Origin of the sequence: Prevotella communis (assembly GCF_022024175.1) — a bacterium.
Lineage (GTDB): Bacteria > Bacteroidota > Bacteroidia > Bacteroidales > Bacteroidaceae > Prevotella > Prevotella communis.
This window is the reverse complement of record NZ_CP091794.1, coordinates 2953904-2980226: the sequence shown is the minus strand read 5'-3', so window position 1 is coordinate 2980226 and position 26323 is coordinate 2953904. Positions and strand designations below refer to the sequence as shown.

General features: G+C 46.6%; 25 protein-coding genes and 1 tRNA gene. 15 read left to right on the top strand and 11 right to left on the bottom strand.

The annotated features are described in order from the left end of the window. Nucleotides 1–65 precede the first annotated feature (65 nt). The 8 genes from L6466_RS11925 to prmC form a co-directional block, all read right to left on the bottom strand. Nucleotides 66–150, bottom strand: a tRNA-Leu gene (locus L6466_RS11925). A 63-nt stretch (nt 151–213) separates the two neighbouring features. Next, a complete protein-coding gene (locus tag L6466_RS11920) occupies nt 214–771 on the bottom strand; it encodes a hypothetical protein (RefSeq protein WP_143005646.1) in 558 nt (185 codons plus the stop codon). 16 nt (nt 772–787) lie between these two features. Beyond that, complete coding sequence (argH, locus tag L6466_RS11915; RefSeq protein WP_091850891.1) at nt 788–2128, bottom strand: argininosuccinate lyase; 1341 nt, start codon at nt 2126–2128, stop codon at nt 788–790. A gap of 49 nt (nt 2129–2177) precedes the next feature. Next, complete coding sequence (locus L6466_RS11910) at nt 2178–2591, bottom strand: SRPBCC family protein (RefSeq protein WP_091814539.1); 414 nt, start codon at nt 2589–2591, stop codon at nt 2178–2180. 9 nt (nt 2592–2600) lie between these two features. Beyond that, entirely contained in the window at nt 2601–3230 is a 630-nt protein-coding gene (gene pyrE, locus L6466_RS11905; RefSeq protein WP_237794704.1) for an orotate phosphoribosyltransferase, read from the bottom strand. A gap of 92 nt (nt 3231–3322) precedes the next feature. After that, nucleotides 3323–4024 (bottom strand): ComF family protein, encoded by a 702-nt coding sequence (locus tag L6466_RS11900; protein ID WP_091850885.1) that lies wholly within the window; start codon nt 4022–4024, stop codon nt 3323–3325. Continuing rightward, complete coding sequence (locus L6466_RS11895) at nt 4002–4490, bottom strand: regulatory protein RecX (protein WP_237802736.1); 489 nt, start codon at nt 4488–4490, stop codon at nt 4002–4004. Before L6466_RS11895 ends, L6466_RS11900 begins: the two co-directional genes overlap by 23 nt. Continuing rightward, nucleotides 4481–5341: a peptide chain release factor N(5)-glutamine methyltransferase gene (gene prmC / locus L6466_RS11890; RefSeq protein ID WP_091850878.1), complete on the bottom strand. Its 861-nt coding sequence runs from the start codon at nt 5339–5341 to the stop codon at nt 4481–4483. Before prmC ends, L6466_RS11895 begins: the two co-directional genes overlap by 10 nt. Before the next feature lie 20 nt (nt 5342–5361). On the opposite strand from prmC, the gene ribD reads away from it, so the two are divergent. Next, nucleotides 5362–6327: a bifunctional diaminohydroxyphosphoribosylaminopyrimidine deaminase/5-amino-6-(5-phosphoribosylamino)uracil reductase RibD gene (gene ribD, locus L6466_RS11885; protein WP_237794708.1), complete on the top strand. Its 966-nt coding sequence runs from the start codon at nt 5362–5364 to the stop codon at nt 6325–6327. On the opposite strand, the gene L6466_RS11880 is transcribed toward ribD, so the two are convergent. Together L6466_RS11880 and argS are read right to left on the bottom strand one after the other, a co-directional pair. Next, nucleotides 6272–6730 (bottom strand): RNase H family protein, encoded by a 459-nt coding sequence (locus L6466_RS11880; protein WP_091814519.1) that lies wholly within the window; start codon nt 6728–6730, stop codon nt 6272–6274. The two genes, ribD and L6466_RS11880, sit on opposite strands and share 56 nt — an antisense overlap. A 1-nt stretch (nt 6731) precedes the next feature. Then, complete coding sequence (argS, locus tag L6466_RS11875; protein ID WP_237802737.1) at nt 6732–8510, bottom strand: arginine--tRNA ligase; 1779 nt, start codon at nt 8508–8510, stop codon at nt 6732–6734. A gap of 141 nt (nt 8511–8651) precedes the next feature. Between argS and L6466_RS11870 the strand changes: the two genes are divergently transcribed. The 5 genes from L6466_RS11870 (at nt 8652) to tsf (ending at nt 13628) form a co-directional block, all read left to right on the top strand. Next, on the top strand, nt 8652–10508 hold the full coding sequence (locus L6466_RS11870) for a hypothetical protein (RefSeq protein WP_237802738.1): 1857 nt from the start codon (nt 8652–8654) through the stop codon (nt 10506–10508). A 233-nt stretch (nt 10509–10741) separates the two neighbouring features. Beyond that, complete coding sequence (gene rplM, locus L6466_RS11865) at nt 10742–11203, top strand: 50S ribosomal protein L13 (RefSeq protein ID WP_091814510.1); 462 nt, start codon at nt 10742–10744, stop codon at nt 11201–11203. A 10-nt stretch (nt 11204–11213) separates the two neighbouring features. Beyond that, nucleotides 11214–11600 carry a 30S ribosomal protein S9 gene (gene rpsI, locus L6466_RS11860; RefSeq protein ID WP_091814507.1) on the top strand — a complete coding sequence of 129 codons (387 nt, stop codon included), beginning with the start codon at nt 11214–11216 and terminating at the stop codon, nt 11598–11600. Between the two features lie 159 nt (nt 11601–11759). Next, complete coding sequence (rpsB, locus tag L6466_RS11855) at nt 11760–12578, top strand: 30S ribosomal protein S2 (RefSeq protein WP_091814504.1); 819 nt, start codon at nt 11760–11762, stop codon at nt 12576–12578. Nucleotides 12579–12632: 54 nt separating this feature from the next. After that, nucleotides 12633–13628, top strand: a complete 996-nt coding sequence (gene tsf / locus L6466_RS11850; RefSeq protein WP_091814501.1) for a translation elongation factor Ts — start codon at nt 12633–12635, stop codon at nt 13626–13628. A 67-nt stretch (nt 13629–13695) separates the two neighbouring features. On the opposite strand, the gene L6466_RS11845 is transcribed toward tsf, so the two are convergent. Beyond that, entirely contained in the window at nt 13696–14505 is an 810-nt protein-coding gene (locus L6466_RS11845; RefSeq protein ID WP_237803583.1) for a carboxylesterase family protein, read from the bottom strand. A gap of 85 nt (nt 14506–14590) precedes the next feature. On the opposite strand from L6466_RS11845, the gene L6466_RS11840 reads away from it, so the two are divergent. From L6466_RS11840 to L6466_RS11800, 9 genes are all read left to right on the top strand, one after another. Continuing rightward, nucleotides 14591–15208, top strand: coding sequence for a fumarylacetoacetate hydrolase family protein (locus L6466_RS11840; protein ID WP_091814498.1), 618 nt, complete (start codon nt 14591–14593; stop codon nt 15206–15208). Between the two features lie 5 nt (nt 15209–15213). After that, nucleotides 15214–18744: a type IX secretion system sortase PorU gene (porU, locus tag L6466_RS11835; RefSeq protein ID WP_237802739.1), complete on the top strand. Its 3531-nt coding sequence runs from the start codon at nt 15214–15216 to the stop codon at nt 18742–18744. A gap of 111 nt (nt 18745–18855) precedes the next feature. Next, on the top strand, nt 18856–20007 hold the full coding sequence (gene porV, locus L6466_RS11830; protein ID WP_371836482.1) for a type IX secretion system outer membrane channel protein PorV: 1152 nt from the start codon (nt 18856–18858) through the stop codon (nt 20005–20007). A 40-nt stretch (nt 20008–20047) separates the two neighbouring features. Continuing rightward, nucleotides 20048–20527, top strand: a complete 480-nt coding sequence (gene ispF, locus L6466_RS11825; RefSeq protein WP_091814492.1) for a 2-C-methyl-D-erythritol 2,4-cyclodiphosphate synthase — start codon at nt 20048–20050, stop codon at nt 20525–20527. Continuing rightward, nucleotides 20527–22266 carry a hypothetical protein gene (locus L6466_RS11820; protein ID WP_237802740.1) on the top strand — a complete coding sequence of 580 codons (1740 nt, stop codon included), beginning with the start codon at nt 20527–20529 and terminating at the stop codon, nt 22264–22266. Before ispF ends, L6466_RS11820 begins: the two co-directional genes overlap by 1 nt. A gap of 177 nt (nt 22267–22443) precedes the next feature. Further along, nucleotides 22444–22890: a hypothetical protein gene (locus L6466_RS11815; protein WP_237802741.1), complete on the top strand. Its 447-nt coding sequence runs from the start codon at nt 22444–22446 to the stop codon at nt 22888–22890. A 254-nt stretch (nt 22891–23144) separates the two neighbouring features. Continuing rightward, nucleotides 23145–23522: a hypothetical protein gene (locus tag L6466_RS11810; RefSeq protein ID WP_091814483.1), complete on the top strand. Its 378-nt coding sequence runs from the start codon at nt 23145–23147 to the stop codon at nt 23520–23522. 345 nt (nt 23523–23867) lie between these two features. Then, nucleotides 23868–25142 carry a DUF3575 domain-containing protein gene (locus L6466_RS11805; RefSeq protein WP_237802742.1) on the top strand — a complete coding sequence of 425 codons (1275 nt, stop codon included), beginning with the start codon at nt 23868–23870 and terminating at the stop codon, nt 25140–25142. Then, nucleotides 25142–26317 (top strand): hypothetical protein, encoded by a 1176-nt coding sequence (locus L6466_RS11800; RefSeq protein ID WP_237802743.1) that lies wholly within the window; start codon nt 25142–25144, stop codon nt 26315–26317. Before L6466_RS11805 ends, L6466_RS11800 begins: the two co-directional genes overlap by 1 nt. Nucleotides 26318–26323 lie beyond the last annotated feature (6 nt).

Sequence of the window (26323 nt, the reverse complement as noted above, 5' to 3'; positions counted from 1 at the left end):
TGCCTAACAAGAAAAAGTGGACTCAGATGACTCTGAATCCACTTTTCTACCTTGCCGCTGGCAAGTGCCGCGAGCGGGACTCGAACCCGCACAACCATTACTGGTCAAGGGATTTTAAGTCCCTCGTGTCTACCATTCCACCATCGCGGCAGCTGTTTTGCGGGTGCAAAGGTACGGCTATTTATTGGAATAACCAAATTTTTCAGAATATTTTCACGGATTCTGTACCGATAGGATACCTCTTTCGGGATTATAGCTGACGCGCTTGTATTGTTCCAGGGTGTGTCCTTCTTCGCCGGTCTTCACGATGCTGTACTCGCTATAGATGCTGTAGACGCGTTTGCATTTGTTGCATCGGAGCTCCTGAGGGGCATCGGCCCATTTCAGTTCGGAGTTGAAATCGCAGTTGGGACACAGCAGGTCGTAGGCACAGAGCACACCGCTATAGGTGCGTCCGATGATGAGTCCGCGCTTCCTGCCCATGGCGTTATAGTTGATGCGCTCGTTGCCGATGGCTGTGGTCATCGTCAGGTCTAAGTCGCTGGCTGCGAAGGAACCTTGGTTGGGCGTCAGTTTCAGGTGCCATACGCCCTTTTCCTGTACGGCCTTGACAATACAGAAGTTGCCACCGGAACTGGCGATGGCATTGGTCAGCGCACTGGTGGGGTAGAGTGAAGCCTGAAACATGAAGTTGCAGTATGTCGAACTGAACTGGTTGTCCACTTCACAGGCACTCAATAATAGTAAAAGTAGTGGCAGTAATTTCTTCATTCTTCACTCTTCAGTTTTACTTTCCCAATAGTTTGGCTTCTGCCTTTTCCACACGCTCGAATCCGAAACCGTCAAGCGTCTGCTGCATCAGCGCAGCAATCTGGTCGTTCATCAGGTTGCCGATAGAGCCCTCGTGGGTGTGGTGGATGTCCTTGCAAGGTGTGAACTTACCTGCCTCAATATCGAGGCCTACCTTCTTATAGGCATCGCGGAAAGGCATACCTTCTGCTGCGAGGCGGTTGACCTCTTCTACAGAGAACATGGGGTCGTAGCGTGGGTCATCCAGGATGTGGTCGTTCACCTCAATGCGGTTGATGATATAGGCCGTCATGCGCAGACAGTCGAGCAGTTCGTCGAAAGCAGGCAGGAATACCTCCTTGATAATCTGAAGGTCGCGGAAATAGCCCACGGGCAGATTGTTCATCATCAGCGTGATCTGTTGGGGCAGACTCTGCAACTTGTTCGACTTAGAACGGATAAGTTCAAAGACATCGGGGTTCTTCTTATGCGGCATGATGCTGGACCCCGTGGTGCACTCCTTGGGAAGTTTTACGAAACCAAAGTTCTGACAGTTGAACATGCAGGCATCGAAGGCCAACTTAGCCATTGTGCCGGCAATGGTGGCAATCGCAAAACCCACGTTGCGCTCCATCTTGCCGCGGCCCATCTGGGCATAGACCACGTTGTAGTCCATTGAGTCGAAACCCAGGAGGTCGGTGGTCATCTGACGGTTCAGGGGAAATGATGATCCATAGCCGGCAGCCGAACCCAAGGGGTTGCGGTTGGTCATCTTATAGGCCGCCTGCAGGAAGAGCATGTCGTCAGCCAGAGATTCGGCATAGGCACCGAACCACAAACCGAAACTGGAGGGCATAGCCACCTGCAGATGTGTGTAGCCAGGCATCAGCACGTTCTTGTACTGATTACTTTTAGCGATAAGCTGGTCGAAGAGGTCCTTGACGGCCTCGGCAACCAACTGCAGTTGATGGCGGGTGAAAAGCTTCAGGTCAACCAATACCTGGTCATTGCGTGAACGGCCAGAGTGGATTTTCTTACCCATGTCGCCCAGTTTGCGGGTGAGCATCAGTTCTACCTGTGAGTGAACATCCTCGATGCCGTCTTCAATGACGAACTCGCCGCGCTGCGTCTGTTCGTAGATGTTCTGCAACTCCTTCAGCAATACGGGCAACTCATCCTTGCCCAGCAGTCCGATACTCTCGAGCATGGTGATGTGGGCCATTGAGCCCAGTACATCATACGGTGCCAGATAGAGGTCCATCTCGCGGTCACGACCTACGGTGAAACGCTCTATCTCGCTGTTTATCTCAAAGTCTTTTTCCCAAAGTTTCTGTGCCATCTTTTTAATTCGTTATATCGTGATAACGTAATATCGTTATAACGCCTGATTATACATAGGGAATCTGTGCCAGTGCGTCTGCAATCTTTTCTACGCCATCCTGGATAGGACCGCTCACCATAGCTGCCAGCATAAAGGGAATGTCGGCTTTGATGGTGATTCTCATCTTTGAGGTTGTCTCATTGACAGGAAGCACCTGAATCCAGAGATTGAAAGGCATGGGTGACTGTGTTGTCTCGAACTTGACGCATTTGGGTTCTTCGCGCTCCACGATACGCAGGGTTATCTGACCAACAGGATCAACATTGATTGTTACAGAGTCCTTGTCGAAAGAGAACTCCTTCAATTTATCTTCAGGGATGCGGTCGCGCACACGCTCCAGATTGCTCAGGTCGCTGATGTTGCGATAGACGGCTTCCTGTGAATAGGGCACCTGCTTGATGCTACTTTCGAATTTCTTCATAGCCCCTCCTTATACGCCCCAGACGCTGGGATCCTTTCTCCATTCAGCCAGTACGGCCTTTTCTTCTTCCTTGATATAGCCTGTCTCGGCAGCCTGCTCCACAACGGCGTTGTAGTCGCTCAGGGTAATGAGCTTGACACCAGCCTCGCGGAAAGCCTCCTCTGCTACAGGGAAACCGTATGTGAACGAGGCTACCATGCCGATAACCTCTACACCATATTCGCGCAGAGCAGCTACAGCCTTCAGAGAACTGCCACCTGTAGAAATCAGGTCCTCTACTACGATAACCTTAGCACCCTTCTTGATTTCGCCTTCTACCTGGTTGCCCATACCGTGATCTTTTGGCTTTGGACGAACATAGCAGTAGGGAAGACCCAGTTCTTCGGCTACCAGCGCACCCTGTGCAATAGCACCTGTGGCAACACCAGCCACAGCATCAGCCTCAGGGAAGTTCTCCTGAATGACGTGACAGAGTTCCAGTTTTACAAACGAACGCAGGCTGGGGTGTCCCAGTGTCTTGCGGTTGTCGGTATAAATAGGTGATTTCCAACCGCTGGCCCATGTAAAAGGTTCGTTGGGTTGCAGTTTGATGGCCTTGATATCCATCAGCTTCTGTGCGAATTGTTTCTTGATATCCATAACGTTATGTTGATTTTTGCGTGCAAAGGTACGAATTTTAAGTGAAAAGTGAAAAGTGAAGAGTGAAAAATTTGCTGCCGCATAACGATTATTTACTCTTTTGTGTAGCCGATAGATAGGACGCTTAGCTTGACGCCTTCGGCCTTGGCCAGTTCCTGACCACAGGCGATCACGGTGGCGCCAGTGGTCACTACATCGTCAATAATCAGTAGGTGCTTGCCTTTTATCTTGTCGGCATCAACCAACTGAAAGGCTGCCCTTACGTTCTCGCGGCGCTCCCAGATGCTGGTCTGGTGCGTCTGACTCTGACTGAAATGTTGTCGCTTGACTACCTTATTATATATAGGGAGGTGTGTGACATGGCTAATACCTTTTGCCACTTGCATACTCTGGTTATAACCTCTTTTCCATTGGCGTCGGCGTGTGATGGGCACTGGTACGATGGCATCGATGTCATCGAAGAAGCCAAATGGCTGATGTCTCAGGGCGATTTGTTCGCCGATATCCTCGCCCAGCAACATCTGACCATGGTATTTCAGGTCGTATATCATCTTGCTGGGGTCGGAATGGGAACGGTAGTAAAACCAGGCAGATGCCTTCTCTATGGGAAACTGCCCCCAGAAGAGTCGGGCCATGAGGTTATCGTAAGGCGACTCGGGAAAGGGTGTCTTCTCCAGTTCGTTGTCACAGTCAGCGCAGAGCAGGGCTTCTTGTGGTTCTAATCTGCCTCCGCAGATAGCGCACCTGCGAGGTGCGATTAAGTCCAGCAGACTAGTCCAGAAACTCGTCCTCATCTTCTACCTCGATACACTGTTTGATGATGTCCATCGTAAAACCACGACTCATGGCATACTTGATGAGCTTCATGGTCAGTTCGTATTCACTATCGGCCTTGGTGCTTTTGCGCTTCTGCTTGAGCATTGGTCGGAGAATCTTTAGGTATTCTTCATCGTCTACTTCATCGAGCAGAGGCTTACTGATGCTGTCGTCAATACGTTTCATCCATAAGGCCTGTTCCACCTTGCTGCGCCCCCATTTGTTATAGCGTATCTTATCATAGATGAATGCACGGGCAAAGCGCTCGTCATCAACGTAGCGTTCTGCTATCAGACGGTCCATCACTTCTGCCTGCTCTTCCTTGCTGACGCCCCACTGCCGCATCTTTTCTATCATCTCCTGCTGACAGTGTTCACTACGGGCACAGAGGTCCGTGAGCTTCTGGTAGGCTTGTTGACCCGTCATTTCCTTTTTTATAAGCATGATTTTGTGAATCGTTGTTTGCCGAATTGATCGTTTCTAATTTCTGTATGTGAGAACCCTTCTTCGCTGAGCATCTGTTGCATCTCGCTGACATACAAAGGATTGATTTCGAAATAGAGGGCTCCACCTGGATTTAATGTCTTTGCAGCAAAGCGAGCAATGGTGCGATAGAACAGCAGTGGGTCGTCATCAGGTACGAAAAGTGCCAGTTCTGGCTCGTGTTCCAATACATTGCGCTCCATCGTTGCGCGTTCCTTGTTGCATATATAGGGAGGATTGCTCACGATAATATCAAGACCCGTCGCTGGCCTCTCCCTATTAAGGAGGGAAGTATTTAGCACATCCACCTTCTTGAACGACACGTGGACATTGGTGCGTTTGGCATTTTCTGTGGCTATGCGCAGGGCATCGTCAGAAATATCCCATGCTGTCACCTCTGCGTCTGCCAATTCTGCTGCCAGCGTGCAGGCGATGCATCCGCTACCTGTACCGATGTCGAGAATCGAGGTGTTTCTTCCCTCTTCCTTCTTCCCTCTTCTCTCTTCCATTATCCACTGGCATAGCTCATAGGTCTCTGGCCTGGGAATCAGTACGCCTGGCTCTACATGGAAGGTCCTGCCACCAAACTCCGCCTCACCTAAAACATACTGTACGGGTTCGCCTGTCAGCAGACGTTGTGTAATTTCCGCTAAGAGTTTTTGGTCATCTGTGGATAATTGTGTATCTTTGCCGATGAATAAGTCGGATGGCATGAGTCCGAAGCGGACCTCGTATACCATACGGGCAATAGCCTTCGCCTCGTAGTCATCATAGACCTGCGTCAACTGGCGCCATAATTCATTATAAGTCATACTGCAAAATTACACAAAATATGGAAACCGACCAAATTTCTTTGGATAAAAAATATATGCGCCGCTGTCTGCAACTGGCGCAGAACGGACAGCAGAATGCGAAGCCGAATCCAATGGTGGGAGCTGTGATAGTGGCTGATGGTAGAATCATTGGCGAAGGTTATCATGTGCGCTGTGGACAAGGGCATGCAGAGGTCAATGCTTTTGCAAGTGTCAGCGCAGAGGACGAAAGACTGTTGCCTGAGGCAGCGATCTATGTGTCGCTGGAACCCTGTTCGCATTATGGGAAGACACCCCCTTGTGCCGACTTGATTGTCAAGAAAGGTGTGAAGCGTGCGGTAGTAGGCTGTATTGATGAGTTTGCCGAGGTGCAGGGTAGGGGCATCAGGAAACTGAGGGATGCCGGTATTGAGGTGACTGTGGGCGTACTGGAAGAAGAGTGTAAGGCCCTGAACAGAAGGTTCTTTACCTTTCATCGTCTCTCGCGCCCGTACATTATATTAAAGTGGGCCCAAACGGCTAACGGATTTATTGATGACAACGGTAAGGCTTTGGCTATCTCGACACCCTTTACGCAGATGCTCTCGCACAAACTGCGTGCTGAGGAGGATGCCATCCTTGTAGGACGTGTTACCAATGAACGCGAACATCCTCAGCTGACCGTGCGTCAGTGGGATGGTCCAAATCCTAAACGACTCGTTATTGATCGTCAGCATCCGTTGAATCTGGAGGTGCTACATGCCCACCATATACAATCGCTGATTGTCGAAGGCGGTAGGAAAACGCTCGATTCTTTCCTGGAACAAGGCTTGTGGGATGAAATCCGGGTGGAGACGAATATGCGTTTGACGGTAAGTGGTGGAACAAGTGCGCCACAACTTCCGGCAGATGCAGAAGTCGTGGCGCAACATGATTATGATGGTAATATGATTATTTCCTACCGAAGTCGGCTGGCACCTCGCCCCATTTCTGGGTCTCCCATTTGATGATGGGATTGCGATAATTATGTGTGCGTAGCCAATTCTCGGCGCGTTGGATAATCTGGTAGAGCGGCTCCGTCTCAGGGGTACGCTCTAATTTTGTCTTACATTGTCGTTTTGAGACCCAGAGGATGGCATTGTAGGAATCAGAGTAGATGGTTTTGTTATGCAAGCCCTTCTGCCAACAGAGGGCAAGGGCGTGAACGATAGCCAGGAACTCACCGATATTGTTTGTACCTTTCACTGGGCCAAAATGAAATACCTGCGCACCTGTCTGCAGGTCGATAGCCTGATACTCCATGGGACCAGGGTTGCCGCTACAGGCCGCGTCCACAGCCCACGCGTCTGCCCTTACCTCCATGGGCAAGGGCAGTACGGTGTCGTGTCTATAGTCGGGAGGGTTCTGCATATTACATGCGCTCGGGCACCTCGATGCCCAGCAGACCCATACCGTTCTTGATAATCTTTGCAACGTTCTTTGCCAGCATCAGGCGCACGGCCTTCTTCTGCTCATCGGGTTCGTTGAGGATGCTGAAGTCGTGGTAGAACTGGTTGAATACCTTTGTCAGCTCGTAGCAGTAGTTGGCGATACCAGAGGGAGAGTAGTCCTTGCCGGCCTGCTCCACGGCAGCGCCAAACTCAGACATCTTCTGGATAAGCTCAATTTCCTTATCAGCGAGACTAGTTGAACTAGCGGGGCTAGTTATACTAGGTGCCTTACGCAGAATACTGCGGATACGGGCGTAGGTGTACTGGATGAAAGGACCGGTGTTGCCATTGAAGTCGATACTCTCCTCGGGGTTGAACAGCATGTTCTTTCTTGCATCCACCTTCAGGATGAAGTACTTCAGGGCACCCATACCCACGATGCGGGCAATCTCGCGGCGCTCCTCTTCGGTCATGTCGTCAAACTTACCCAGTTCCATAGAGGTCTTATAGGCATCCTCTACCATCAGTGCCATCAGGTCGTCAGCGTCAACAACGGTTCCTTCGCGGCTCTTCATCTTACCATTAGGCAGCTCTACCATACCGTAAGAGAAGTGAACCAGTTCCTTGCCCCACTTGAATCCTAAGCGGTCCAGCAGGATAGAGAGTACCTGGAAGTGGTAGTTCTGCTCATTGCCCACTACATAAATCATCTTGTCGATGGGGTAGTCCTGGAAACGCATTTCGGCAGTACCGATATCCTGTGTCATATATACAGAGGTGCCGTCAGAACGCAACAGCAGTTTCTGGTCCAGTCCCTCGTTGGTCAGGTCGGCCCAAACCGAGTTGTCCTCATGGCGCTCAAAGAGACCCTTGGCGAGACCTTCTTCTACCTTGGCCTTACCCTTCAGATAGGTCTGACTCTCGTAGTAAATCTTATCGAAGCCAACGCCCATCTTCTTGTATGTCTCGTCGAAACCGGCATACACCCAGTTGTTCATCTTTTCCCACAAGGCGCGTACCTCGGGATCGTTGTTCTCCCATTTTACCAGCATCTCGTGGGCCTCCTTGATGAGCGGAGCCTCCTGCTTAGCCTTTTCTTCGTCCATGCCCTGAGCCATGAGTTCCTTCACTTCCTCGCGGTAGTGCTTGTCGAAGGCTACATAGTAGTCACCAATCAGGTGGTCGCCCTTCTTGCCGGATGACTCAGGAGTCTCGCCATTGCCGTACTTCAGCCAAGCCAGCATTGACTTACAGATATGAATACCGCGGTCGTTTACGATGTTGGTCTTTACCACCTTGTTGCCGTTGGCCTCCATAATCTGAGCCAGCGACCAACCCAGCAGGTTGTTGCGTACATGACCAAGGTGCAGGGGCTTGTTGGTGTTGGGTGAAGAGTATTCAATCATCACGAGGGGAGAGTCCTCGTTAGCAGCTTTCATGCCGAAGCGGTCGTCCTGATCCATAGCCTGCAGCAACTGCAGCCACGCACCCTCACCGATGCTCAGGTTCAGGAATCCCTTTACTACGTTGAACTTCTCAACAGCCGAACAGTTGTCGACCAAATACTGACCAATCTCCTGAGCTGTCTGCTCGGGTGATTTCTTGGCTGCCTTCACAAAGGGGAAGACTACCAGTGTCAGGTTACCCTCAAACTCGCTGCGTGTCTTCTGCAGCTGTAGCATCTTTTCGTTTGCCTCCATGCCGTAGAGTGCCTTGACGGCCTCGCCTGCGGCTTGACTTATCAGTGTCTCGATATTCATATACCTCTTATATATATTATTTGGGGTGCAAAGGTACTACTTTTTCGGTAATTTAGCAAAAAATGCGGTTGCTTTTTGTTCGTGACAGGAAAAAGTAGTAACTTTGCACCCCGATTTCAGAAAACACAACAAATATTTACTATGAAGAATTTTACACTGATGATGTTTGCTTTGCTGTGTTCGTTGATGTCGTTTGCTCAAGGTGGGCAGGCTACGTTTACATGGGCGGCAGAGAATGGCGGCTTTGATGATCAGGCCGTGGTTGCTGAGTTTAATGTTACGGACGACATGACAGCTACTGCAGCAAAGGGCAATGGCTCAAGTGATCCAAAGTATTATGACAATGGTAAATCCGTTCGCCTGTATAAGGGGAATACGTTGACCTTGGCTGGTCCTGGTATCACAAAAATCTCGTTTACTTTTTCTGGTGGAAAGAAAAACCTTCAGTCTAATGTGGGGACACTGGCTAATGATGTGTGGACGGGTAGCGCAGATAAGATTGTCTTCAGTGTGCCTGACGGACAGGCGCGCATTGAAGCTATGGAGGTGACCTATGCGGGAACAGGTAACTTGGTGAATAATAGTGAACGTGTGGTGGAAGACGTGGTAGTGACTGTGCCTGAAGGCTTGCAGACTGAGACCTGGACGCTTGAGGGTTATTTCTCTGAGTATCAAGGCTACGACGAGATCCAGACACCCGTGAACCGCGCACTGAAGGTGGGCTTTGACGGTAAGGATGTTTATGTACAGGGCTTGAGCTACTATTTGCCTGAAGCATGGATTAAGGGACTGCTAAGTGAAGATGGTAAGCAGATTACGTTTAATTCGCCTCAGTACTATGGTTCTGAGGCTTACGCTAACTATTCACGTAGCATGTACTTCCTGATAGACATCTATAATGAAGAGATGGATGAATGTCCGGAAAGTTATACCTTCGATTATGATGCAGAGGCTGGTACTATTACGGTTCCTCAGGATGTGTATATCATGGAGAATGCTCAGCCCGAGCGTAATTATAATGATGCCTATGGCTACTATATCCAGCCTGTACTCCATAAAGGTGAACCTACAGTGGAAGAGGTTGTTGAACTACCAGAGGGCCTGACTGCCGACGAATATCATATGCAGGCTGTTGATGGTTATTTTAATACAGAACATGTTGGTACGGTCTATGTGGCTATTGATGGTGCTGATGTCTATCTGCAGGGACTGGAGCCTTATCTGCCAAAGGCATGGGCAAAGGGTGTGCTGCAGGATGGTACAATTACCGTAGAGGGTGGTCAGTTCCTGGGTCATCTTAGTCTGATGACTCTGGAGTATGACCTCTATACTGCACCTATGGCCTTTACGTATGATGCTCAGGCCGGTACGCTGAAGGCTGATTACTATCAGATAGAAAATGATCAGGATGAGGCCTTTGAGTATTTCCTCGACGTGACACTGACAAAAATCAATGATGTGCCTGGCGTTCCTGTTACTCCGTCTGTGGCTTCAATGGAATTGGATGAGGACTATGGCTATTATTTGGTCATGGATGTTCCCCTGGTAAGTACCGCTGGCAATTTCCTGTCGGCAGGTAAGATGAGCTATCAGATTTACTATGACGTGGATGGTACGCCACAGTCTTTCGTTCTGAAAAAGGAAAACTATGAAGATCTGACGGAAGATATGAGCGTGATTCCCTATGAGTTTACTGATGATAACGATATCACGGAGCATGGCTATGCCGTTTATCTGAACGGCGTGGATGTAACTACTTGGAAACGTGTTGGCGTAAAGAGCATCTATACCGGTGGCGGCGAGACTCATGAGTCGGAAATCGGTTGGCTTTCTCTCGAGTCTGCTGACGGTATTGTCAATGCTGGTGTTTGCCCAGACAATGTGCGCTATGTTGATGTAATGGGACGTCGTGCTGATGGTACTCAAAAAGGCCTGCTGATTCGTCAGGAACGTATGGCTGATGGAAGCGTCAAGAACGTGAAAGTAATTCGTAAATAATCATATAAAAGTTAAATAATTATAAAAGTTGGGCTGCAAAGGCTGTGTCATACCTCATATAATGAGAAAAAGCAGTACCTTTGCAGTCCGATTATTGGGGGGAGGGTCTTAGACTCCCCACGAGTGTCGTGTAAATAGTGCCTGTCTTTGGCCGGATAGCACGGTTTGTGAATCGGCGCTCAGTAAACAATATTTTTAGGTAAAACTGTTTTTTAGTAAAATTAAACGAAGAAATGAACACTTTAAGTTACAAGACCGTCTCGATTAACAAGGAGACAGCCAAGAAGGAGTGGGTCGTAATCGATGCTACTGATCAGGTAGTTGGTCGTCTCGCTTCAAAGGTCGCTAAACTGATTCGTGGTAAGTACAAGCCCAGCTTTACTCCTCACGTAGATTGTGGCGACAATGTCATTATTATCAATGCAGCCAAGGTGAAGTTCACCGGCAAGAAGGAAACTGACAAGGTCTATACCCGTTACACTGGTTATCCCGGTGGTCAGCGTTTCAATACTCCCGCTGAACTGCGCAAGAAGCCTTTCGGTGTAGAGCGTATTCTCCGTCACGCTGTGAAGGGTATGCTGCCAAAGGGTCCCCTCGGACGCAGCCTGCTGAACAACCTCTATGTATATGAGGGAACAGAACACAAGCACGAGGCACAGCAGCCAAAGGCTATTGATATTAACTTGTATAAATAATTGAATAGAGATGGAAGTAATTAACGCAATAGGTCGTCGTAAGAGCTCAGTGGCTCGCGTTTATCTGTCAGAAGGTACTGGCAAGATCACGATCAATAAGAAGGACTTAACCGAATATTTCCCCTCAGCCATTCTGCAGTACGTGGTGAAGCAGCCTCTGAACCTGCTGGAGTGCGCCGAGAAGTACGACATTAAGGTTAACCTCGACGGTGGTGGTTTCACCGGTCAGAGCCAGGCTCTGCGTCTTGCAATCGCCCGCGCTTTGGTAAAGGTTAACGAAGAGGATAAGAAGGCGCTGAAGGATCAGGGCTTCCTGACACGTGATAGCCGTGAGGTTGAGCGTAAGAAGCCAGGTCGTCCCAAGGCACGTCGTCGCTTCCAGTTCAGTAAGCGTTAATCCAACTGGACTACGTTTAGTATCTAAACTGGCGGGACTCTGGCTAGAAATTCTAGTGTTACTAGTTCAACTAGTGCGACTAGTCCACCTTGATTACCCGCTGGCTGGTCTAAAAAGATTAAAAAGAAAGTAAACAACAAAATTAAAGAAACAAAAAAAATGGCAAGAACAAATTTTGAACAGTTGCTGCAGGCTGGCTGCCACTTTGGCCACCTGAAGCGTAAGTGGAACCCCGCCATGGCTCCCTACATCTACACTGAGCGTAATGGTATTCACATCATCGACCTGCACAAGACCGTGCTGAAGGTTGACGATGCTGCAGAGGCTTTGAAGAACATTGCTCGTCAGGGTAAGAAAATCCTCTTCGTAGGTACTAAGAAACAGACTAAGGAAGTGATTGCCGAGAAGGCAACTAGCGTAAATATGCCTTATGTAATTGAGCGTTGGCCCGGTGGTATGCTCACCAACTTCCCCACCATCCGCAAGGCTGTGAAGAAGATGGCCAATATCGATAAGCTGATGCAGGACGGTACATACGGTAACCTGTCAAAGCGTGAGCTGCTGCAGATTACCCGTCAGCGTGCTAAGCTGGAGAAGAACCTCGGTTCTATCGCCGACCTGACTCGTCTTCCTAGCGCTCTGTTCGTCATCGACGTGATGAAGGAGAATATCGCTGTCAAGGAGGCTAACCGTCTGGGTATCCCCGTGTTCGGTATCGTTGATACCAACAGCGATCCTAAGAACATTGACTACGTGATTCCCGCAAACGATGACGCTAAGGATAGCGTAGAGGTAATCCTCAACGCTTGCTGCGCTGCTATCGCTGAGGGTCTCGAGGAGCGTAAGGCTGAGAAGGCCGACGAGAAGGCTGCTGAGGCTCAGGCTGAGGCAGAGGCTGTTGAGGCTAAGCCCAAGCGTGTTCGCAAGGCTCGCAAGGAAGAGGCTCCCGCAGAGGAGGCTGCTCCTGCTGCAGAGTAATCATTTCGCGATAACGTGATAACGTATAACGTATAACGAAAAATTAAAGAAAAAATGGCAATTTCAATTGACGATATCAAAAAGCTTCGCGCTATGACTGGCGCAGGTCTGGCTGATGTAAAGAAGGCTCTGACTGAGGCTGAAGGTGATTTCGACCGTGCTAAGGAGTTGCTCCGCGAGCGTGGTTTGGCTATCGCTGCTAAGCGTTCTGACCGTGAGACTTCAAACGGTTGTGTACTGACAAAGGTTGAGAATGGCTTCGCTGCTATCATCGCCTTGAAGTGTGAGACCGACTTCGTTGCTAACGGTGCTGACTTTATCGCCCTGACCAAGAGCATCCTTGATGCTGCTGTAGCTAACAAGTGTAAGACCATCGATGAGGTGAAGAACCTCGACATCAACGGTCAGACCGCTCAGGAGGCTGTAACACAGCGTTCAGGTATCACTGGTGAGAAGATGGAGCTCGATGGCTACCAGATTCTCGAGGGTGCCAACATCGAGGCATACGACCACATGGGTAAGCACACTCTGTGTACCATGGTTCAGACCAACAAGGAGAATGCTGAGGTAGGTCACAAGCTGGCTATGCAGGTGGCTGCCATGAAGCCCGTTGCTCTGAATGCAGAGGCTGTTGACCAGAAGATTCTTGACGAGGAGTACAAGACTGCTGTAGAGAAGACTAAGCTCGAGCAGGTTGAGAAGTTCGTTGAGATGAAGCTTAAGAAGGCTGGTTTGAACCCCAACCTCGTTGACAGCGAAGACCACATCGAGAGCAATGTCAATAAGGGCTGGCTTACTAAGGAGCAGGCTGATGAGGCTCGTAAGATTATCGCTGATGCAAAAGCAGAGGGTGAGGCTCAGCTGAAGATGCCTATGATCGAGAACATCGCTAAGGGACGTGTAAACAAGTTCTTGAAGGAGAACTGCCTGATTGATCAGGAGTTCCAGTTTGGTGATGGCGATAAGGCTACTGTAGCTCAGTGGGTGAAGGCTCAGGACAAGGAGCTGGACATCACTGCTTTCCGTCGCTTTACTCTGGCTGCTGAGTAATTTTGCCCGAATAGCGTAAATAATGATAAATCAGCACTACCTGATAGGTGGTGCTGATTTTTTTATGTTAATCGTCTATGACTTCCGGGTCTGGCAGGTTACGGTCCATGTCGCTATAAGCTCCTTTCAAATCCGAATTCGTAATACTATATTCACGACAGAGAGGACGGTCCTTGTCTTTCAGACTATGCCGGAAGAGCCACTCGTAGGTACGTTTCAGGTAGAATGCGCGAGCCAATGCACCATGGTTGGCTCCTGGAAGCCAGTCGTAACGCAGTCTGCTATCGTTATGAGCATCTTCAAGTGCTTTGACAATTCGTTTGGACTCTTTAATGCCTACTGCCCTGTCTGCTGTTCCATGAAGAATCCATAAAGGGAGTTTGCCAAGTCCTTGCAGATCCTTTAGTGTTGAACCGCCGCATAGGGCCATTGCGGCAGCCACCTTTTCGGGGTAAGTACCTGCAAAGTCCAGTGTGCCATAGCCTCCCAGGCTCATGCCTAAGACATAGACGCGTGTGCTGTCAGCAGGGTAGTTTTTCAAGGTCCACTCTAATACATCGTTGATTTTCTTGGGATTCCATGCACCACCGGGATTCTGTGGCACAATGACCAGTGCCGGAATCTCACGGCCTTTGACAATGGCATCCAAAGGTCCATAGCGGCGTGAACGGTTCAGGTCACGACTGCACAGGCTGGCGCCGTGAAGGAAGATAATCACAGGTGTGCTTTCCTGAGAATAATAATAGTCCTCTGGCGTGTATATCCAGAAATCATAACCACCGGGTATTACCTTTCGATTGGCCGTCAGGTAATCATACTGTGCTGAGATGTTAAGCCAGCACAGAAGAGATAAAATGAGTGTTACGATACGTTTCATGCGTGCAAATGTACGCATTTTCTCTGAAAAGTTTGCTCAAATCAAGTAAAAATATTAGTTTTGTAGGCTCAAAACGAAAGAAGATATGAAGATTTTTGCTGTAGGAATGAATTATGCACTGCACAATAAAGAGTTGGATGGTGCGTTATATAAACCAGAGAAGCCTGTAATTTTCACGAAAGCTGATTCTGCTTTATTGAAGGACGGAAAGCCGTTTTTTATCCCCGACTGGTCCGAGCGTGTGGATTACGAGACGGAATTGGTTGTCCGAATATGTCGTCTGGGTAAAGGCATTCCCGTACGCTTTGCTCATCGTTATTATGATGCGGTGACAGTGGGGATTGATTTTACAGCTCGCGACTGGCAGGAAGAGGCTCGTAAGAATGGCCAGCCATGGGAGATTTGTAAGGGCTTCGACGGCTCCGCTGTGATAGGTCAGTGGGTTGAAAAGGAGAAATTCCGTGATGTTCAGGCCCTGCATTTTCATTTGGATATAAATGGTAATACGGTGCAGGAAGGCTGTTCAAGCGATATGCTCTATAAGGTGGACGAGTTGATTAGTTATATCTCAACCTATTTCACATTGAAGACGGGCGACCTCTTATATACAGGAACCCCTGTTGGTGTTGGTCCGGTAAAGATTAACGACCACTTGGAAGGTTGGCTGGAAGACCGTAAGGTGCTGGAATTTGATTGTAAGTAAGACTGATGAGAAGATTTTTTCTGATTTGGCTGATGATGATATGTGGCATGGTTTCTACTATGGCACAGGGTTTTTATAATCTCACAGCCGAGGAAGTTAAAATTGACTCTTTGTTGCCTTCCGTCAATTACTCGTGGCCTTTGGGAGGTAATTATGCGGACTCGACTTATGAGGTGAGAATTGTTTATCCGGAGTTTCTGGATATGGCAGAGGAAGACGTTAATCGTTATCATGCCATTACTACTGAACAACTGCCAGAGTTGCCGCGGATACAGCAATATGTAGGTGTGTCACGAAAGAGTGGTACTTTGTATGCCCAGTTCGTTCCACTTGTTTTTCGTGAGGGTAAATATCAGAAACTTGTGAGCTTTCAGTTGCAGGTGAAATCTGCACCTGCAGGAAAGACCCGCCGTGCGTCATCGTCGGGCGATCGTTATGTAGCCCATTCAGTTTTGTCTAGTGGACATTGGGCTAAGATTCGTGTGCCAGAGACGGGTTTTTATCATCTGACAGACGCTTTGATTAGAAAGGCAGGATTTAAGAATCCTAAGAAAGTCAAAATATACGGTTATGGCGGAGAACTGCAACCAGAGGTACTGACTGGAGAGTATCTTTCGGAGACAGATGATTTGAAGGAAGTGGCCACGTGTACGATTAAAGGGAAAAGACTGTTTCATGCTTCAGGACCAGTTAGCTGGGCGTCTAATACAACTCTTGCCCGTACGCGTAATCCCTATTCAGATTATGGCTATTATTTCCTGACCGAGAGCGATGGTGAACCTCTGACAGCGGATAGCGCGTCTTTTGTCAGTTCATATTATCCTTCTGCCAGTGATTATCATGACTTGTATGAGGTAGATGACTATGCTTGGTACCACAGTGGCCGTAATCTCTATACCAGCGAGAAACTCACGGTTGGCTCTGACCGTAACATCACTTTGCCTGGCGTTCATTCCACGACGACGCAGATAAATGTAAACCTGTCATACGACTCTAAGTTTGTGGCAACGTTGTTGATGAATGGCACAACGATTGGGACGTTGACAGCATCTTCCGGGCTAACAAGTTCCGGGACTTTGTCTGATGGTAATGCTGTTGCTACCCAGGCCAGCTGGAAATTTTTATTACCTGATTCTGTGATGAAGACCACAGACAATAAACTGACGCTTCGTCAGACATCAGGTGGTGAAGTTCGTTTGGATTACGTGTCATTGTGCTATTCTACGCCAAAAGCGCTTACAGACTTTTCAACCTCGCTTCCAGTACCAGAGTATCTCTATGACATCACGAACCAGGACCATCACGCAGACTCGGCGGTAGATATGGTAATCATTATACCTACCAGCCAGAAGCTTCTTTCAGAGGCAGAACGCTTGAAGACGCTCCATGAGACCTATGATAGCTTGCGTGTGAGAATTGTTCCTGCAGATGAGCTTTATAATGAGTTCTCCAGTGGTACTCCAGATGCCAATGCCTATCGCCGATACATGAAGATGCTATATGATAGGGCAGGGACGGAGGCCGACCAGCCACGTTATCTGCTGCTCTTTGGAGATGGTGCTTGGGATAACCGTATGTTGTCTAGTGGCTGGCGCAGTCTTTCACCTGATGATTTCCTGCTTTGCTACGAGAGTGAGAACTCTTTCAGTGCTACGAAGTCCTATGTGTCCGACGATTATTACTGCTTGCTGGACGATAACGAGGGTGGCAGTATATTGAAGGATAAGTTCGATGCCGCCGTCGGTCGCTTGTCTGCTCGTACGGCCGAGGAGGCCAAGATACTGGTGGATAAGATTTATGCTTATCGTACCAATGCCTATGCTGGCGCATGGCAGAATACCTTGTGCTTCCTGGGTGATGATGGCGACCAGAACCGTCACATGCAGGATGCAGAGGCTGTTGTGAGTACGGTGAAGAGCCTTTACGCTAATTACGATATCAAAAAGATTTATTGGGATGCCTATACACGTGTGACCTCTTCAACAGGAAATAGTTTTCCGGATGTTACGCGCCTGATTAAACAACAGCTTCAGAAAGGAGCGTTGGTGATGAACTATTCAGGACATGGTGGTCCCTCGTTGCTTTCTCATGAAGCCGTGTTGCGTATTACGGATTTTGGAGAAGCCTCTTCCTTGCGTCTGCCCTTGTGGGTTACTGCCGCTTGTGATGTGGCTCCTTTTGATGGTCAGAGTGATAATATAGGTGAGACGGCAATGTTTAATAAGAAGGGTGGTTCTATTGCCTTCTACGGCACCACACGTACCGTTTATGCCTCTTACAACCGACTGCAGAATCAGTCGTTTATGAAATACCTCCTGGCCAGTAAGAATGGACGCCGTCTTACAATCGGAGAAGCGGCCTACCTTGCTAAGAATGATTTCGTGTCAGGTTCTACGGAAATGCTTACCAATAAATTGCAATATGTCCTTTTGGGAGATCCAGCCCTGACTCTGGCTAGTCCTACGGAGCAGGCTGTTATTGATAGTGTCAACGGCAAGGCTGTTGCTGATGGAATCCAGCAGCTGAAGGCAGGTTCAAAGGTAACCCTGAAAGGTCATTTGCCTGGGCATGCGGATTTCAATGGTGTTGTCACAATTACGGTTCGTGATATCGAAGAGACCATTGTTGGTAAACAGAATGATCCGGTAGCTACAGAGACAGCCTTTGAGTTCCTGGATCGTCCGAATACCATATACAACGGTAGTGACAGTATACGTAATGGTCAGTTCTCGTTCTCTTTTGCAGTTCCCAAGGATATCAGTTATTCCGATAAAACGGGTCTATTCCTTGTCTATGCAGTCAATAACGACAAATCATTGTCAGCTCATGGTGAGTGTGAGAGTTTCACGCTGACAGGTACTGAGGATTTGTCCAATGACGGCGTAGGACCGTCAATCTATTGCTATCTGAATAGTGAGTCGTTTGTAAATGGCAGTACGGTGAATGCCACACCCTATTTCTATGCAGAGCTGACGGATAAGGACGGTATCAATGTTTCTGGCGGTATCGGTCACGATTTGGAACTCATCATTGATAATGATATGAACCTTACCTATCAACTCAATGAGCGTTTCCAATATGACTTTGGTGACTATTGCAAGGGAAAAGTTGACTATGTACTGCCGGAGCTGTCGGATGGCCCGCATAAGCTCCTTTTCAGAGCTTGGGATGCACAGAATAATTCCTCTGTCGCTGAGTTGTCGTTTGTGGTGAATGCTACCCAACAGCCCACATTAAGTAACGTGATATGTACGAAGAATCCTGCTACTACATCTACCAGTTTTGTTATCAGTCATGACCGTGCAGGAAGTGAGGTGGATGTAGAACTGGAAGTCTTCGATACTTCCGGCCGTCTGTTGTGGAGGAAGTCTGAGACAGGTATACCTACGGATCATACTTATACGATTGATTGGGATTTGACTACAGGTAGTGGTAGCCGATTGAAGACGGGCGTCTATCTTTACCGTGTCCTGATTAGTAATAATGGCAGCTCTAAAGCCTCGCAAGCCAAGAAATTGATTGTCCTGGGACAATAAATAAGGTGTTGTTGCGTTATAACGATATAACGTTATTACGTCATAACGAAAATTACAATGAAAATAAAGAAGATTCTTTTGGCAATAGGCTGTTGTTCTATGTCCTTTGTGATGGCTCATGCCGATGACAAGAACACCACGTTCAATCCGGTGGAACATGCTGTCATCTCTCAGACCATTGCCCCAGACGCTCGTGCTGCCGGTATGGGTGATGTGGGTGTGGCTACTGATCCTGATGTCAACTCTCAGTACTGGAACTTGGCAAAATACCCGTTCTGTATTAGTCGTGCTGGTGTAGCGCTCAACTACACACCTTGGTTGCGACAGTTGGTTAATGATATTGACTTGGCATATGTGGCTGGCTATTATCGTATAGGCGATTATGGCGCATTGTCAGGTTCTCTGCGTTATTTCTCACTTGGTGAGGTGTATACCGATGCGGAGGGACTGGATGAGTCCATGACGGTGAAGCCTTATGAAATGGCACTTGATGTGGCTTATTCTCGTATGCTGAGTGAGACATTCTCTCTGGGTGTAGGATTGCGCTGGATTTATAGTGACCTGCGTTATGATTATTTCAGTGAAGGTTCTAAACCAGCCTCTGCGTTTGCAGCCGATATTGCCATGTATTATAATAACTATATGATGCTTGGCAATCGTGAATGTCAGTTGGGCCTTGGTGCTACTGTTACAAATATCGGTAGTAAGATTTCGTTCTATGGTGACGATGAGAGTCAGTTTATTCCTGCAAACTTGCGTGTAGGTGCTTCATTGTTGGTACCAGTCGACGAATACAACCGCTTCACACTCGCTTTTGATGCCAATAAACTGCTGGTTCCTACGGTTCCCACCATGCAACAGTATATTGATAAGGAGCTCGGTGGCGATGATACGAGATATAATGCTAGTGAGTATCAGCAGTATGTGCGCGAGCAATATAGCGACATGTCGAGTATCAAGGGTATTTTTACCAGTTTCAGTGATGCTCCAGGCGGATTCAAGGAAGAACTTGAGGAGATTCAGTGGAGTGTAGGTGCTGAGTATGTGTACAATGATCAGTTCTCGCTCCGTGCCGGTTATCACCATGAGTCGGAATCAAAGGGTAATCGAAAGTACTTTACCGTGGGTGGTGGCTTCCGCATGAATGTCTTCTCACTTGATGTGGGCTATGTCATCTCAACGGCTCAGACCAATCCCCTTGATCAGACACTGCGTTTCACCTTGGCATTTGATATGGATGGTCTGAAAGATCTTTTTAAGTAATGGTATTTTAACGGGATAACGTCATAACGAATATAATAGAATGATGATTAGAGTTGGAATGGGCTATGATGTCCATCAGTTGGTAGAAGGCCGCGACCTGTGGATGGGTGGCATTAAGTTGGAACATACTATGGGCTTGTTGGGCCATAGCGATGCCGATGTGTTGATTCATGCTATCTGTGATGCCATACTTGGTGCTGCAAATATGCGTGATATAGGCTATCATTTCCCTGATACTTCTGCTGAAACTGACGGAATGGATAGTAAGATTATCCTCAAGAAAACTATAGAACTCATTGCCTCTAAGGGCTATCGTCTGGGTAATATCGATGCCACGATTTGTGCAGAGAAGCCTAAGATGAACCCGCATATCCCTGAGATGCAGCAGTGTATGGCGCGTGTCATAGGCTGTGACCCGGATCAGATTTCCATAAAGGCTACGACAACAGAGAAACTTGGTTTTACAGGACGGCAAGAAGGCATCTCAGCCTATGCCGTTGCGTTGATTGAAAAGATCTGATGAAACAGTTTTTAGTATTCATCTTCGTTCTTTTTGCTTTTCTTTCTTGTACAGAAAAACGTGATTATCGCGATGCTTTGTCGCGTGCAAGGGCTGTTATGTATCATGATGCCGACTCTGCTCTTGCTATTTTAGATAGTTTAGGTGTTCATCAGTCTGAATTTGGCTCTCATTTTCAGAAACAGTATCAGTTGCAGTTGGCTGCAGCCGAAATGAAAGCGGGTGCAGTCTTTACTACTGATTCTCTGACAAAAGAGTTGGTGGATTATTTCGAAGCGAATGGTGATGATGAGGAAGCTGCCTTGGCATATTATATGTATGGTTGCTCCCTGATTGATTTGGGCCAGTCACCCGAAGGTATTCAAGCTTATTATTCTGCACTAAGCAAGGTTGATACAACCAAGGCTGACTGTAATTTTGAACTCCTGAAGAATATCTATGGACAAATGTCTTTGGTGTTTCATAACCAAAATCTACCTCAAGATGAGATATGGGCGTTGAACCATTATGTTGAGAATGTTAAGAAAACCTCTACAGAGAAGGATTATCTTCTTGCAAAGTATGAATTGGTAAGTCCATATATCTTGTTGAATGACATTGACTCTGTATTTTATGTTTCTCTTGGCGTGTATGAGGATTTGAAACGTATTGGTGACAAACAAAGTGCTGCAAGAGTCTTATGCCCCACCATTTATTATTATATGGAAAGGGGAGAGATGGAGAAAGCTTCGTGGGCTAAAGAAATCTTCGAAAAAGAGTCTGGTTGGTATGACGAAAATGGGAATATAGTAAGTGGACGTGAAGGCTATTATTATGTTAAAGGCTTCTATGATTTATCTGTGAATCGTCTGGATTCTGCAGAACAACTATTTCGTAAGGCAATCAGATATGGTTATCTGTCCGAAGGCTATAGGGGCTTGTTGAACGTATATAGAAAGCGCCATGATGTAGATTCTGTTTTCCATTTCTCACTATTATATGAAGCTGCGCAGGATACGCTCCACAATCAGCTGCGTACGAATTCAATCCATCAGATGTCGGCTTTATATAATTATAACAGGAGCCAGAAAGAAGCTGAACAGGAACGTGAGACCTCTCGAAAACTGAAAATGCGTTCAACATTCATTGGTGTTATTTCGTTTTTGGTCGTAGCGCTGCTATTATGGCTATACCTCCGATATAAGAATAAGAAAAAACAGGAGATACTGAAGCTGTCTAAAAAATTAGAGAGTGCTATTAGTGCGCGTTCGGAGATATCAGCGGAACTGCAGATGCTTAAGAGTAAGAACTACGAAGGCGTGATTGCTGCAAAAGAAGCGAAAGAGGCTGAACTTACTGAAATCATCAAGCGTCTACAACTGGAGAACGATCAGACAGAACATACTGATGCAACGGAAACATTTGTCAATAGTCCCATTGCTCAATTGTTTATCAAAAAATCAAATCTTAAAACAGAAAAGCCCAATCCTTCGGATGGCGAATGGAGCTTATTGATAAGACAGTTTAGCAAGAGCTTCCCCGACTTATATAAGTCTTTCTCTGAGGGAACGCCACTTTCCCAGTTGCAGCAACAGGTTTGTGTCTTAATTATTCTTGGAATGTCTGATTCTTCTATTAGAATTATGTTGGGCAATTCAAAGTCTGTTTTGTCTGACGCCAAGTCAGATGCAAACGAACGCCTGTTTGGGCAGAAAGGTGCTAGAACGCTAAAAAGTAACCTGTTTAATGCTTTAAAGTAGCTCTCCCGAACTTTTCCGAACTTTTTTTGTAATCCACTGTAAATCAGTTGGGTTTCTTTGGCGTTTCTGCTCTTTGGAGAGGAAGTCTTGGAAAATTATCCTATTTTTTGTTTTGTGCATAAAAGAAAAAGGTATAACTTTGCTCGGAAATTACTAAAACCCTTTAATAATATAGTTATGTTTAAGAAATCTTTTATAATCACGGGATTGTTCCTTTTAGTGTCATTATGTAGCTCAGCTCAAGAATGGGCTGAACTAGCAAAGGCTGAATTAACTCAAGAGGCTTTTGGTGTCTCATCCGTTCGAAGAGCAGCATCTTCAATGTCTTTATTTGATAATCTGTCATTACAGGTTCGACTTATTGATCCTTCAATACCAACAAGGGGTATTAAGCGTAGCCCGGCAAAGGCTCCCTCTTTGAGTATTTTTGATCATACGTTGTATTTTGCTACCTCATGTGACGGTTGTATCCTGCGTTTGATAAATGAGGATGGTGATGTTGAATATGCAATAGAAATACCGGAGAATACTTCGACCATAACCTTACCATTCTATCTGTACGGAGAGTATGAGCTTCAGATTCTTCGTGGTAACTATTGCTTCTTCGGCTTCGTGGAGTTGTAATAGAATAAGCAAATAAATAGCGCTTCTTTAAGATGGAAAACATCATAAAGAAGCGCTATTTTTATGGTAAAATGCTAAAGTTGGTGTCTTGGCGAACTTTTCCGAACTATTTTTGTAATGCGTTGAATATCAAATCGTTTAGTTGCATGTTTGCTCGGTTTTGACGAACTCTGGCGAACTAAAAGAATCCCTAAAGTTTGGAGCGATGTATAAATTGCCTTACCTTTGCCTCACAAATCATAAATAAAAAAACTATGGGTGAATATTTCTTAGCAGTCCTCGGACATTTATTCTTGATGCCTTCTGGTGCTTATTCACAATCTCAGAATTTATTTTCTTTTGAGAATGTGTACTTGCATGTGCGCAAGGTAGATTCGGCAGATTCTGCAAAATCTGTCAAACGTAGTTCTGTCAAGACGCCATCTCTGAGTTTAGAGAATCATACTCTATATTTTAATACATCTTGTGATGGTTGTACTTTGCAGCTCTTGGATGAGAGTGGTAATGTAAAATATACTAAGGTTATTCCAGAGAATACCTCTAATATTACTTTGCCAAGTGACATGGCGGGAGGATGTGAGCTGCAGATAATCCGTGGCCAATACTGTTTTTATGGTTTAATAGATTTGTAATTAATCATATGTAAGTTGTATAGAGCTTTTAAGTGTTAATAATTGTTTTTAGGTTATGATTCTTCGATTTTTGCGAAAAAATTGAAGAATCTATTGGATATAACGAAAACTAACGGGTTAAATATTGTAAATTATACGGGCTTTTCTACCTAAAAAATAGAAGAAACGACTAATTTTGTATCGGAAAAGATTGATACAAAACAGGAAAGTCCAGTGCGTAGATTTGTTAACCCAATTCAGGTAATTCTCGTAATTGCCATTGTGTTACTTGGCCAATTGTCAACATTGGCCAAGAAGCCTGACTCGTTGTTGTACAAGCAATTGCCAGATTATCCGTTTGTTTTTGTGTCAGATTCTATTGTTACTTCTCCCCCTGTTATTACGGACTCCTTATTCGATGTGATAGCTCGTGGTATCCGCTTCCGTGTAAACAGAACAGAGTTGCTTCAGGACGATCCCTTTATACCTTTATATAATGACAGTCTTGTGCCTTGGCTCAAGAAAAACAACCTTGTATTACGTGAGGTTTATGTAAAGGGTGCAGCCTCTCCAGAAGGTCCTTACCTGAATAATGTCCGCTTGAGTCGCGAGCGTACAAAGCGATTGATAGAGTTCCTTAGCAGTAACTTGGATCAGCCGATTGCAGACCGTCCTTTGAATGCCAAATGTGTGACGGAGGATTATGCCTATTTGGTAAAACTGATGGAGCTTGCTGGTGATGCGGAATATAAACAAGTAAAATATATCTGGGAGAGTTGCCATGGTGATGAACGTCTGTGCAAGAAGAAGCTGATGGCATATAATAAGGGAAAGACCTGGAAGCGTCTGTTGCAGGTTTATTTCCCCACGTTGCGTCAGAGTCGTGTAGTGCTATGGTTTGCAGTCAGTCCGAAACACATGCCTATACCCTCTTATCATTTTACCGCAAAGACAGAGATGCTTGCCATTCCAGCGCTTCCTAATCACATATCTATAACTGAGTCAGCACCTGCTGTAGAAAAGAAATATGCGCGTAGGCATCTGATTGCGGCCAGGACAAATCTCCTTCATGATTTTGCCTATGTGCCACAATTCGGCCTTGCCACCAGTGGCAATATTCAATTAGAATATTACCCACTTACAGGCCATTATACCTATAATGCAGGCTTCACATTCTCTAATCATCGTCATTGGAGTGAGCATAAGTTTATGCAGGTGCGTGATGTACAGTTAGAGTTACGACGTTATTTCAAGGGTGGGGGAGCATTCATTGGTCCTTATCTTGCTGCTTACTTGGAGGGCACAAAATACGGAATCGGTTTTAGTGCTACCAAAGGCTGGGAAGGTGAAGGTGGTGGTGCCGGTCTTACCATTGGTCATACCTGTAGGTTGAACAAGAAAGGCAGTCTTCGACTGGAGCTAAGTCTCAGTATAGGAACTTTTATTACCCGTTACGACCCTTACGTATGGGGTAATCCAATCACAGGATTTGTTGATGGTCTTTACTATTATGATTATCATGGTAGTACCAGTCAGTTCAAGGAGCGTAACCATCAGTTCATGTGGTTTGGTCCTACCAACGCCGGTATTCATCTGACATACGATATTATTTACAGAAAGAAGAAGGAGGTAGTCAGATAATGCGTACATATATATATCATATAATAGCTGTAGTACTGTTTGTAACGCTTGGCATAACCTCGTGTATCGAACCACCTTTGCATCTGCCAGGTCAGAACATGGAGTTGCAGATACCTCAGGTTGAGACCGATTTGGAGGTAATCTGGGATGTCGATGTGGATTTCCAGACGGACTGGTATTATGGATGGGACCTGAAGGACGACTCTATCTGGGGTAGCATTGGCTATACGATGCCTACAAGTTTTGAAGTGCACCGCTATTACAAAGGAGACGACCCTTATGCCAAACATACTACAGACGAGGCATTCTCTATACGTAGTACCCGTTTCCGTCGTTATTTCCAGTTTGGCTATTATGATATGCTTTTTTATAGCGATATCGATTCAAAGGACGGAACCCAGGTGTTGGTGTTGAATGAGACGCTTGATTCTGTCACGGCTACGACAACCGGAACACGAGGTATCTCACGTAGTATCTTGGAGCATAGCAGAGCAAACGAGGCCGATCCTTCTGGCGTTATTGGTTTGCTGAATCAGCCTGAGATTTTCTATAGCGCTTATCCTGAGAATATCTTTATCTCGCGTGACTTGTCGGATTACGATTTCGACCCTGTGGAGAATATCTATATCAAGCACATAGAAACAAAGCTGCGTCCTTTGGTATATATCTATCTTGTACAGTTTATCCTCTTTAACAATGAGGATGGAAGAATCAAGGGTATCAATGGTAATGCGGCTCTTTCCTCTATGGCCAGCAGTACGAATGTAAATACCGGCCATACGGGCTATAAGCCAGCCCTGATTTATTTCAATACGCGTATGAAAAAGAATCAGATGGTAAAGGGACAAAATTGCGATATCATCGGTGGTAAACTGACCACGTTTGGACTCTGTGACAACGAGCCTTTTACTCGCTCGGGTGCCCTTTACACCGGTTCGCGTTCAAATCTTAGGAACTATCTGTATTACGACCTGATATGGAAGGATGGACAGGTCAAGACATATGAGTTTGATGTTACCGACCAGTGTCACGCACAGGCGCATGGTGGTATCTTGACGGTGTGGATAGACTGTTCTAAGCTCACACCGCCCGATCCATTACCATCGGGCACCGGTAGCTTGTTCGTTCCTACCGTCGAAGATTATGACGAGGTGTTCTGGGAGATTGAAATCTGACGCACC